The sequence below is a fragment of the Streptomyces sp. NPDC020958 genome (assembly GCF_055562175.1).
Window position 1 is genome coordinate 251,413 of sequence record NZ_JBVHFU010000014.1, and the last position, 10,596, is coordinate 262,008.

Consider the following 10,596-nt stretch of genomic DNA (forward strand, 5'->3'; position numbering starts at 1 on the left):
CGACCACAGGGATCACCTGAAACGCATGGATCACACCAGTGATTACCCCAGCGACGTAGACCCCGCCTTGACCACCCCGAACCACCCGGCCCCGGACCCCGCACCGGAAGCGCCCAGGGACCAGGGCCGGGGGCCCGTCCGGGACCAGGGCCGGGATTCCGTCCGGGACCAGGGCCGGGATTCCGTCCGGGACCAGGACAGAGGCTCCGCCCCCAATCGGGGTGAGGGCTCCGCCGGACGGGACGCTGCCGGACGGGACGCTGTCCGTGAGCAGGGAAGGGGGCCTCTCCGGGAACAGCCCGGAGAATCCCGCCGGGACCAGGCCCCCGACTCCCGCCGGGACCAAGTTCCGGGTCCAGTCCGGGGCCAGAGCAGAGACTCCCTCAGGGACCGTGCCCACGATCCCCTCAGGGACCAGGCCAGGGAACCCGCTGCGGACCCGGCGCGGAACTCGGCGCGAAGCACCTCCCAGGACTCCGTGCGGGACCCCGCGCCGGACGCCCCACCGGACGCCCCACCGGTCGAGCCGCACGGCCGGGACGGCGGAACCGAGAAGTCCGCGAACGCGCACCCACAAGCGAACGCGCACCCACACCTGAACCCGCACGCACCCGCGAACACGCCCCCGCACGCTGCCCCGCACGCCGACGCGCACGCGGACGAGGACGCCGACGCGGACCTCGCCGACCTGGTGGAGATGACCGCCGAGGCGGAGAACGTGCCGCACGCGCGCGTACGGGACCAACGCGTCCGGGACCAACGAGAGCGCACCGGCGACGCCCCGGACGCGGACGGCACCCCGGCCCCGGCCGAATCCCCCGGCGCGACCGACGACGTCTGGGACGACGGCCTCATCGCCCGCCGCAGCACCGAGGCCACCGCCAAACCGGCCGTCCCCGTCGTGGAGACCAGGGGCCCGGGCGCCCCCACCCCCGTCCCCCTGGCGTACGAGGGCCCACTGCGTTCCCGCCTCGACGCCCTGCGCGAACTCGTCGGCCTCTCCCGCACCCGCCTCGACAGCCACACCCTCGCCGAGGCCGGCCGGGTCCTGGACGAGGCGGCCGCCCGGCGCAAACTCTCCGGCCAGCACACGGTCGTCGCCATCGCCGGCGCCACCGGCAGCGGCAAGTCCCAGCTCTTCAACGCGCTCGCCGGCGTGGCCATTTCGGAGACCGGCGTACGCCGGCCCACCACCGCCGCTCCCATCGCGTGCAGCTGGAGCGACGGCAGCGCGGCCCTCATCGACCGGCTCGGCATTCCGGGCCGGCTGCGCCGCCGCCCCGTGCACAACCCGGAGGCGGACGCCCAGCTCCGCGGGCTGATCCTGATCGACCTCCCCGACCACGACTCGGCCGCCGTCCAGCACCGCGAACAGGTCGACCGGATCCTGAAACTGGTCGACGCGGTGATCTGGGTCGTCGACCCCGAGAAGTACGCCGACGCCGTCCTCCACGAGCGCTATCTGCGGCCCATGGCCGGCCACGCGGAGGTCATGTTCGTCATCCTCAACCAGACCGACCGGCTCCCCGGCGAGGCCACCCACCAGGTCCTGGACGATCTGCGCAGGCTGCTCGACGAGGACGGCGTGGCGCTCGGCGAGTACGGCGACCCGGGTGCCACCGTGCTCGCCCTGTCCGCGCTCACCGGCGACGGCGTCGGCGAACTGCGCGAGGCACTCGGCCAGTTCGTGTCCGAGCGGGGCGCGGCGGCCCGGCGGGTCGCGGCCGACGTGGACGCCGCCGCGGCCCGGCTGCGGCCCGTCTACGCCACCGGGCGGCGCCCCGGGCTCACGGAGGAGGCACGCGACGAGTTCGCCGCGCGGCTCGCGGACGCGGTGGGCGCCACCGCCGCGGGCGACGCCGCCGAGCGGGCCTGGCGGCGCAACGCCAACCGGGCCTGCGGCACCCCCTGGCTGCGGCTGTGGCGCTGGCACCAGGGGCGCGGCGGACCCCCCACGGGGCGCCTGCAACCGGCGCCGCCGGAGGAGGAGGCCACCGCACGGCAGCGGGTCGAGCACGCGGTACGCGCCGTCTCCGAGCGGGCCTCGGCCGGGCTGCCGGCACCCTGGGCGCAGGCGGTGCGGGAGGCGGCCCTGCGCGGCTCGCAGGGCCTGCCGGAAGCGCTCGACGAACTCGCGGCTCGGGCGGGACTGCCGCCCGGGCGGCCCCCGCGTCCGGGCTGGTGGCCGGTGGCGGTGCTCGCGCAGGCCGCGATGACGCTCCTCCAGGTGGTCGGCGGTCTGTGGCTGGTGGGGCAGATCGCCGGGTTGACGGCGCCCAACCTGGGTGTTCCGGTGCTGCTGATGGTCGCCGGCATCGTCGGCGGACCGCTGGTGGAGTGGGGCTGCCGGATGGCGGCACGGGGCCCGGCCCGGCGGTACGGCCAGGAGGCGGAGCGCCGGTTGCGGGAGGCGGCGGCCGGCTGCGGACGGGCCCAGGTGCTGGATCCGGTGGCGGCGGAGCTGCTGCGGTACCAGGAGGTCCGCGAGCAGTACGCGAGGGTCGCGCGGACCGGTGCCGGAGTGGGGTGAGGCCTGTCCCGGAGGACGTGGATCACCTGTCCGGGCGGTGGAGTTGTCCACAGCCCGGACGGCCGTCCACAGCTCCTCACGGGCCCGGCCCGGCGGCGGCACTCTGGTCCCGCGGCGATCACGACGGGCGAGGTCCGGGCCCGGTCGCCGCGGTGGACACAGCCGTACGGGACGGGCCCGTACGGGCATCCGCCCGGCCACGGCGGCCGGACGAGGGAGGGGTTCGTGATGAACGAGACGATGGTCTGCGCGGTGGGCAACGTGGCGACGCGGCCGGTGTACCGGGAGCTGGCGGCGGGGCCGTCGGCACGGTTCCGGCTGGCGGTGACCGCGCGCTACTGGGACCGCGAGAAGAGCACCTGGACGGACGGCCACACCAATTTCTTCACGGTGTGGGCCAACCGGCAGCTCGCCACCAACGCGGCGACCTCGCTGTCCGTGGGCGACCCGGTCGTCGTACAGGGACGGCTGAAGGTGCGCACCGAGACCCGGGAGGGCCAGCAGTGGACCTCCGCCGACATCGACGCCGTGGCGATCGGCCACGACCTCGCGCGCGGTACGACGGCCTTCCGGAGGCCCGCCAAGCCGGACACGGCGGCCCCCGCACCGCCCAGCCCGGAACCGGAGTGGGAGACACCGGCGGAATCCCCGGAACCGGTACCGGCGATGTGAATTCGCCTCCGCCGAGCACTACTTGACGGCTTGTCGGCGAATACGCTCCGAAATGCCCACCAGCACGACCGGATGGATTTGTCGACAAGCCCGGCCCGTTCGCGCTTCCGCGATAACGATTGCGGCTCGGATCGCTCATCCGACCATCTCACCGCGAAAGGCGGGTCCGGCTGATCCATAGGATGCCGGGCAAGGCCCCTGGGGTCGCTGATTCTGCTGGTGGGACCACCCCCCGCGTCCAACGGGTCCTGCTCGAAGGGGAATTCTGTGCTCGCTGCGTTCTCTGGTCCCTCGGCGCCCCGCGCGTCCGCCAGGCACTCCGGCACGACCGTGTCCGCGAGAGGCGTGGGCCGCCTCGCCGCCGTGACACTGGCGTCCGGTCTGGTGGCCGCCGCGGTGCTGACCGGTGCCGGCCGGGCGGCGGCCGACGACGGGACCACGCAGAGCCAGAGCGGCGCGTCCGCCACCATGAACGGCCTGAAGACCTACGGCGAGGCCGTGGTGCACGGCGACGGCGGCGACGAGCAGGTGGCCGCGGGCCTGTTCGAGATGTCCGTGGACGGCGGCGGCACGCTCCAGACGTACTGCGTCGACCTGCACAACCCCACCCAGCGGGACGCCAAGTACCACGAGACGCCCTGGAGTGGCACCTCGCTGGGAGCCAACAAGAACGCCGGCAAGATCCGCTGGATCCTGCAGAACTCCTACCCGCAGGTCAACGACCTCGCCGCGCTCGCCCGCAAGGCCGGGGTCGGCAGCCTCACCGAGCAGGACGCGGCAGCCGGCACCCAGGTGGCGATCTGGCGCTACTCGGACGGCGCGGACGTCGACGCCGTCGACCCGCAGGCCGAGAAGCTCGCCGACTACCTGGAGAAGAGCGCCGGCGGTCAGAACGAGCCGCAGGCCTCCCTCACCCTGTCCCCGCCCGCCGTCTCCGGCCGCCCGGGCGCCCTGCTCGGCCCGGTGACGGTCCGCACCAACGCGCGCACCGTCACCGTGGTCCCGCCGGCCGACGCCGCGCTCAGCGGTGTCCGGATCACCGACAGGACGGGCAAGCCCGTCACCACCGCACAGAACGGCACCGAGCTCTACTTCAAGGTCCCCGACGACGCCCAGGACGGCTCCGCCGAGCTGACCCTCCAGGCGTCCACCACCGTCCCGGTCGGCCGCGCCCTCGCCTCCGACGGCCGCAGCCAGACCCAGATCCTGGCCGGCTCCAGCGAGTCCACGGTCGCCGCGACCGCCAACGCGACCTGGGCGGACCAGGGCGCCGTCCTGGCGCTGTCGGCGGACAAGGACTGCGCCAGGCGAGGCCTGGACGTCACCGCGGCCAACACCGGGGACGAGCCGTTCACCTTCGAGCTGATGAACACCGAGTACTCGATCTCCGCCGACACCAGGCGCACGGTGACCGTCCCGCTCCAGGAGGACCAGCCCTACGACTTCACGATCACCGGCCCGCACGACCTCGAACGCCGCTTCACCGGGGTCTTCGACTGCAAGACCCAGGGCACCGACGCCGGTCTCACCACCCAGACCCTCAGCGAACCCAGCCCCGCCTCGGTGGGCGGCACCACGACCGCCAACCTGGCCGCCACCGGCGGCGACTCCGCCACCGGCGTGATCACCGGCGTGGCCATCGGCCTTGTGGTCATCGGCGGCGCGGTCCTGGTGATCCTCCGCCAACGCGAATCCGAACAGACCGACTGACTGCCGTCCCGGCCCCGGGCACCCCGGCTGGGGCATCGCTGGAGGAGGCGGGTGCGGATGGATCGACGCGTTCAGCAACTCCCCGACCTCCGACGGGACATCCTCGCCGGCCTCCCCGACGTCCGTAGGCGTCGCCTCGCCCGCCGCGGCCGTCACTGGGCAGGGAAGACGCGATCGGAGAGGCTGGGGGCATGCAACTGCCGCTGACCCATGGCGAGACCACGCTCATCGAGGTCGTCCGCATCACCGACCCCGTCAGGCACCTCAGTTCGGAGGATCTGGCCGGAGACACTGCCGCGATCTGGGAGGGAGACCAGGTCCAGCAGGCCCTGTCCCTGATCGCCGACCTCCCAGAAGGTGAGCTGTACCGCTGCTTCCTCCCGGGCTGGGGGATCCGGGCGCACAGCTCCACCCGTCAACTCTTCGAAATCGCCTTCTGCTTCCGCTGCCACGGTGCCCGTGTCTGGGAACCCGGTCTTCCGGTAAAACAGCAAGGCCACACCTTCGACGCGAAGAGCCCTCCCGCACGCGAACTGCTCGACCGATTCAGCTCCTGTCTGCCGAACTGAAGTGGCTCTCCAGCAGCGCCCCCACGTCCGCCGACGGATGCAGGCGCTGCACGTACTGCCCAGCCCGGGTGCGCAGCTTCGTATCCGGGTCCGCCAGCAGACCCACCGCCGCCCGTAGTGCCTCGACGCCGCCGCGTGCGTCGAGCAGCCGGAACGCGCCGACTCGGACGTGCCGCGGGTGCTCGGCACTGGTGCGTTCCAGCAGCCAGTCGGCGGGCAGTTCCTTCGCCCAGGGCCGCAGGGCGACGGCCGTCTCGCGGACCACACCGGCGGCAGGGTCGTCGAGGAGCGGCCGCACCTGCTCCACGACGACGCAGTCCAATACCCGCAGCCCTGCCACCGCCCGTGCTCGCACCGCGGCCACCGGGTGTGCGAGCAGCGGCCGCAGCAGCTCCGCATCCACACGGTTCCCGCACTCGGCCAGCCCGATCACCGCACCGGCCGGCACCTCAAGGTCGTCGGGTGCCGAGCACCGCTCCCGGTACCAGGCCACCGGATCACCACCCAGCTGTCGTACGACATACCGGGCGCAAGCACGCACGAGCGCGGACCGGTCGCTGAGGAAGGACTCCGCCTGCTCTGACCGGCCCGCCCGCCGCAGCCCGGTGACGCCGGCCGAACGGGTCTGCGGGTTACGAGAGGACAGCAGGGGAGGCAGCACATCCTCGTACTCCTCCTCCTTCAGAGCCGTGAGCGCCGCTGTGGCACACAGGTCCTGGACCACGGTGTCCTCGTCCTGGGCGGCCGCGCGGGCCAGCTCAGCGGGACGGAGCAGCCGGCCCTCGACGGCCAGCCGGTACGCGAACCGGCGTACCGTGCGGTCGGGGTCGGTGAAGAGAGCCACGAGCTGCCCGTGGGTCGCCCGACGCGCCAACTGACCGAGCACCTCCACGCCGAAGGCGCCCCTGCCGCGGCGGCCGACGCGGAGGATGAACGGCGCGAGACCGAGGGCGGAGTCCACATCCAGGGCCTCACGCAGCAGCTGCCGGGCGCACTCGCGCACCGGCTCCGACCAATCGGCGCAGCGGATCACGACCAACGGCAGCAGACCGCGGTGGCGGGCCGACCGGCGCACCGCCTCCTGGCGGATCCGCCCGTCGCGGTGGCAGAGGGCGAGCGCGAGCCGGGACTCGTCGAGCCGGCTCAGGTCGGCGGGCAGTGGGGCCACTCGTTCCCACTCCGGCCGGAACCGCGGTCCGTACCAGGCCGCCTCACGGACTGCTGCGTCCAGCGTGAGCCAGTCGCCGGGGTCGGAGACGTCAAGTGTGTCCCCGAGCGGCGCACCTTCCGCGAGCCGCACCGCCGCCGCTGTCCCGTCCTCGATGTCCCCGAGCATTCCCGCCCCCGTCCGCAGCCGTACCGGGCGATCGTAGGGTGCGGCGTTGCGGTGGAGCGCGCGAAATACGGTCCGCGCTCGCCGCGCCCCGTCAGCTCGCCCCCTCGGCGTCGAGCCAAGCGGCGAGCGCTGAGAAGTCGGCGTCCGCGAGCCCCTTGGTCGGGTCGACGCGATGAAGGAGCGATGCCCCAGGGTGTTGCGCGGCGACCCAGGCCCGGTCCATGGCGCTGATCTCGTCGTCGACCCAGATGAACGGCCGGCCGTCGGCCCACTCGACCAGAGGACCGGTCTTCCAGTGCAGGCCGCGCGGGACGACGTCGGCGCCGGAGTCCGGCCACTCCACCACCGGGAGCGTCGGCAGTCCGAGGCGCGGCGCGACCGCCTCGTTCGCGTCCTCCATCCATGTCGTGGCCCACACGAGAGGGCAGCCCAGGGCCAGGAGGCGCGGCCCGATCCCGGGATCCAGACGGTCGAGCAGCGGGTTCCCTTGATCGACAGACGTCGGGGAGTCGGGAACAGCGGCTCGCAGCCGCCCCTCCGACGAACCGAACGGGATCAGCGGACCGTCGATGTCGAGGAAGAGGATGGGGCGGTCCGCCGTGCTGGTCACAGCGTCACGATAGCCGCGGAAGGAAGGGGGAGACGCTGCGTAGCGGTCCGTTCCTCAACCGTTCCCGTACCGCCGCCGGGCCGTCCCTGGGCCGCCGAGGCCCCCGGAGCCACCCGCCACCGGCGAACCCCCAGCTCACAGCCCCCGGACCAAACGTGTTACTGACTTCGGTCCGTCAGGGTGAGGTTGGGGCGTCGAGGGTCAGGCCGGTGCCCGCTATGAAGCCGTCGAGGGTGGCGGACCGGTACTGGAGTCGTTTGAGCCGGTTGCGGACGAGGGTTTCGAGCCGGTCGAGGGCGACCACGGCGAGGTTGGCCAGGCTGCGCTTGACGTGCGCCCATACCCACTCGACGGGGTAGAGGTCGGGCGAGTAGGCAGGCAGTAGGAACACCATCAGCCAGGCCCGTTCGGCGATCAGCTCCCGTATGGCGTGGGAGACGTGGGTGTTGAGGCGGTCCCAGACCAGCACGATCGGCGCCTTGACGAGTTGGTGGACGCCGTCGATCAGCGCGATGAAGTCCCGCTCGCCCATGCTGCGGCGTCTGTCTTTGCCCGCTCGGTGGGTGCGCAGGCGATGGCACAGCCGGGTCCGCGAGCCGGGCCGCACGGCGATCAGCCCGGCCACGGACAGGCGTCCCGAGCGTCGGCCGCTCAGCGTCACGACCGGGGTGCGGCCCCGCCGGCCCCAGGTGCGTCCTTTGGGCGGCCGGCGGGTGAAGCCTGCCTCGTCCTCGAAGCAGATGTAGCCTCCGCAGGCCGCCCGGGCTCTTTTACCTCGGCCCAGGTCGCCTCCTTCCAGGCGGTGACGGCCTGCTCGTCGCGCTCGGCGACCCGCCGTGCGGGCACCTGCGCGCTGAAGCCGAGCCGATGCATCAGCCTCGTCGCACCCGAGACGCTGTAGGAGACGTGGAACTTCCTGCCGATCAGCGTGGCCACCCGCGCCGCGGTCCACACCTGGTCCTCCACCCAGCCATGCGCGGCCGGTCCCTCGTCGAGGTACGCGGCCAGCTTCTGAAGACAGCGCGGGGACAGACGACATCGCGACCCGCCCGGGCCACGGGAGGCCAGCGCCTGCACGCCGTCTTCCCGCCACAACTGGTGCCACTGATAGGCCGACTTCGGGCTCACCCGCAGACGCCGTGCCACCTCCGGCGGCTTGATCTTCTGTTCGAACAGCTCAGCCGCCTGCATCCGTACGGTCTCCCGGCGCTGACGTCCCGCAGGAGTCAGCCCACCCCCATCCGAATACCTCATACACCACGGATACAGCCACCACTCGGCCCTATCAGGCACTCCGAGAGAGTTCACCCTGACGAGCCGAAGTCAGTAACTGCGTGACAACCACGGCGCACAACCGCCTACTTCAGCGCACCATCAACGCAGGTGAGAGGCGCAACAGCCCAAGTACAGGAACCGTCCCAAGTTGCTTCGGGACGAAGTGCTCACTCAGTTAGGGTGCACCCCATGCCCAACGACGTCCCGACCTGTCCAGATTGCCGCCAGCCTATGAAGTCTCGCGGCCTGGTGCTCTCCAAGCGAGAGGACGACGGCCGACGGACTTGCCGGGCGTTGTGGCGCTGCGCGGACCGGCACACATGGTGGCAGTGGGCGGACCGGCCGGACGATCCGTTGGAGGTCTGCCCAATTCCGCAGCTGTTTCGGTGACATCCAACGCTGACATCAACGAGGCCGGACGGCGGATACAGCAGCACCCCTGGGCGACCGCCGGACCAGCCGACGACGGCCCCAGAGGCGTGTGTAGATCGAACTCCTAGAGCGGTGTTCCCAGAGCGCCGACGCCTCATCATTAGAGGTCGCTACTGAACTTGCATGGGTGATTTCGGGACGGTTCACCGGACAGCGACTGGTTGAGTGCGGTAGCCCTGGGCCGTGAGATATGCGCAGGGCGGCGGGCTGACCGACGCCGGGAGGGCCGCGCGGGAGCGAATCCGGCTGCAGGCCGTGGTCCGCTTCGAGCACGGGGAGAAGAACCAGGAGATCGCTGCCGGGCTGCGGGTGAGCGAGCAGTCGGTGGAGCGGTGGCGCCGGGCCTGGCGCGAGCGGGGTGAGGCCGGCGTCCTGTCGCAGGGCTCGCCGGGCCGTCCGAGGCTGGGCCCCGACCAGATCGCCCGGTTGGAACGGGAGCTGGAGTGCGGCTTGCTCGCGCACGGTTGGGCGGACCAGCGGTGGACGCAGGCGCGGGTCACGACGCTGATCGGCCGCCTATTCCACGTCTCGTACACCGTGGAGGGCGTCTGGAGGCTGCTGAGGCGGCACGGTTGGTCGTGGCAGCAGCCCGCCCGACGGGCGATCGAGCGTGATGACGGCGCGGTCGAGGTGTGGAAGCAGGAGACCTGGCCGCGGGTAAGAGCATCGCGGCGGAGCGCGGGGCCTGGATCGTCTTCGCCGACGAGGCTGGTCAGTCGCTGACGCCGCCGCGGGCCAGGACCTGGGGCCGGATCGGCCGCACGCCGGTGGTGCGGGTGCGCGGCCGGGGCTCCGGCCGGGTGTCGATGGCCGGGACGGTCTGTTACAAGTCGGGTGAGCGGTCCCGGTTGATCTACGCGGTCCGGGAGTACCACGGTCGCAAGGACGAGCAGAAGGGCTTCGGTTGGCGTGACCTGCGCGATTTGGTTGCGCGGGCCCATTCTCAGCTCGGTGGCCCGAGCGTGCTGGTCTGGGACAACGTGCGGCTGCACCTGGCCGCCGGGATGCGGGAGTTCACCGCGGCGAACGCGCGCTGGCTCACCGTCGTGCAACTGCCGACCTATGCTCGTGAGCTCAACCCGACCGAGGGGATATGGGCCCTGGTCAAGCGCGACATCGGCAACTTCGCCGCCGCTGACCTCGGCCAGATCGCCTGGGCCGTCAGGCATCGGCTCAAGCAGATCCAGTACCGCCCGCACCTGGTCGTCGCCTGCCTCGTCGGCACCGGACTCATCCTGGACGGGTGAGTAGTGCGGTCGCGGAGGGCCAACAATCGACGATTGCGCCCGACCTGCACAGGCAAGCACCACCTGGCCGGCCTGGCAGCCAGACTCCAAACCGGGGCCGTCCACCGGCGGTAGCGGTCCTCTAGATGATCTATTCCAAGGGGTCAGTGATCGTAGGCGATCAGTGAGCGGTGGATCGGTTGTCCGGTCTGGTCGTTGTGCCAGATGGCGGCCGT

General features: G+C 72.1%; 8 protein-coding genes. 5 read left to right on the forward strand and 3 right to left on the reverse strand.

Annotation, left to right across the window (positions count from 1 at the left end):
- Positions 1-697: 697 nt before the first annotated feature.
- From ACZ3KP_RS32580 to ACZ3KP_RS32595, 4 genes are all read left to right on the forward strand, one after another.
- Positions 698-2,530, forward strand: a complete 1,833-nt coding sequence (locus ACZ3KP_RS32580) for a YfjP family GTPase (RefSeq protein WP_467503868.1) — start codon at positions 698-700, stop codon at positions 2,528-2,530.
- Between the two features lie 228 nt (positions 2,531-2,758).
- On the forward strand, positions 2,759-3,202 hold the full coding sequence (locus ACZ3KP_RS32585; protein WP_358972586.1) for a single-stranded DNA-binding protein: 444 nt from the start codon (positions 2,759-2,761) through the stop codon (positions 3,200-3,202).
- A 330-nt stretch (positions 3,203-3,532) separates the two neighbouring features.
- Complete coding sequence (locus tag ACZ3KP_RS32590; protein ID WP_467503837.1) at positions 3,533-4,912, forward strand: Cys-Gln thioester bond-forming surface protein; 1,380 nt, start codon at positions 3,533-3,535, stop codon at positions 4,910-4,912.
- A 191-nt stretch (positions 4,913-5,103) separates the two neighbouring features.
- The gene (locus tag ACZ3KP_RS32595; protein ID WP_467503839.1) at positions 5,104-5,481 is read left to right on the forward strand and encodes a hypothetical protein; all 378 of its coding nucleotides are present in this window, start codon (positions 5,104-5,106) and stop codon (positions 5,479-5,481) included.
- Here ACZ3KP_RS32595 and ACZ3KP_RS32600 read toward each other — a convergent pair.
- From ACZ3KP_RS32600 to ACZ3KP_RS32610, 3 genes are all read right to left on the reverse strand, one after another.
- On the reverse strand, positions 5,459-6,817 hold the full coding sequence (locus tag ACZ3KP_RS32600; RefSeq protein WP_467503841.1) for a HEAT repeat domain-containing protein: 1,359 nt from the start codon (positions 6,815-6,817) through the stop codon (positions 5,459-5,461). The two genes, ACZ3KP_RS32595 and ACZ3KP_RS32600, sit on opposite strands and share 23 nt — an antisense overlap.
- A gap of 91 nt (positions 6,818-6,908) precedes the next feature.
- Positions 6,909-7,427, reverse strand: coding sequence for an HAD domain-containing protein (locus tag ACZ3KP_RS32605; protein ID WP_467503842.1), 519 nt, complete (start codon positions 7,425-7,427; stop codon positions 6,909-6,911).
- A 175-nt stretch (positions 7,428-7,602) separates the two neighbouring features.
- Positions 7,603-8,681 (reverse strand): IS630 family transposase gene (locus ACZ3KP_RS32610; RefSeq protein WP_467503843.1). Its coding sequence is split into 2 segments (ribosomal slippage): positions 7,603-8,180 and positions 8,180-8,681, totalling 1,080 coding nucleotides; the frame shifts between segments, so codons are not numbered across the junction.
- Positions 8,682-9,317: 636 nt separating this feature from the next.
- On the opposite strand from ACZ3KP_RS32610, the gene ACZ3KP_RS32615 reads away from it, so the two are divergent.
- Positions 9,318-10,381 (forward strand): IS630 family transposase gene (locus tag ACZ3KP_RS32615; protein WP_467503845.1). Its coding sequence is split into 2 segments (ribosomal slippage): positions 9,318-9,765 and positions 9,765-10,381, totalling 1,065 coding nucleotides; the frame shifts between segments, so codons are not numbered across the junction.
- Positions 10,382-10,596 lie beyond the last annotated feature (215 nt).

Excerpts from the sequence above, each read along its gene's own strand:
- ACZ3KP_RS32595 (WP_467503839.1), top strand. The coding sequence starts at position 5,104 with ATGCAACTGCCGCTGACCCATGGCGAGACCACGCTCATCGAGGTCGTC.
- ACZ3KP_RS32600 (WP_467503841.1), bottom strand. The coding sequence starts at position 6,817 with ATGCTCGGGGACATCGAGGACGGGACAGCGGCGGCGGTGCGGCTCGCG.
- ACZ3KP_RS32585 (WP_358972586.1), top strand. The coding sequence starts at position 2,759 with ATGAACGAGACGATGGTCTGCGCGGTGGGCAACGTGGCGACGCGGCCG.
- ACZ3KP_RS32580 (WP_467503868.1), top strand. The coding sequence starts at position 698 with ATGACCGCCGAGGCGGAGAACGTGCCGCACGCGCGCGTACGGGACCAA.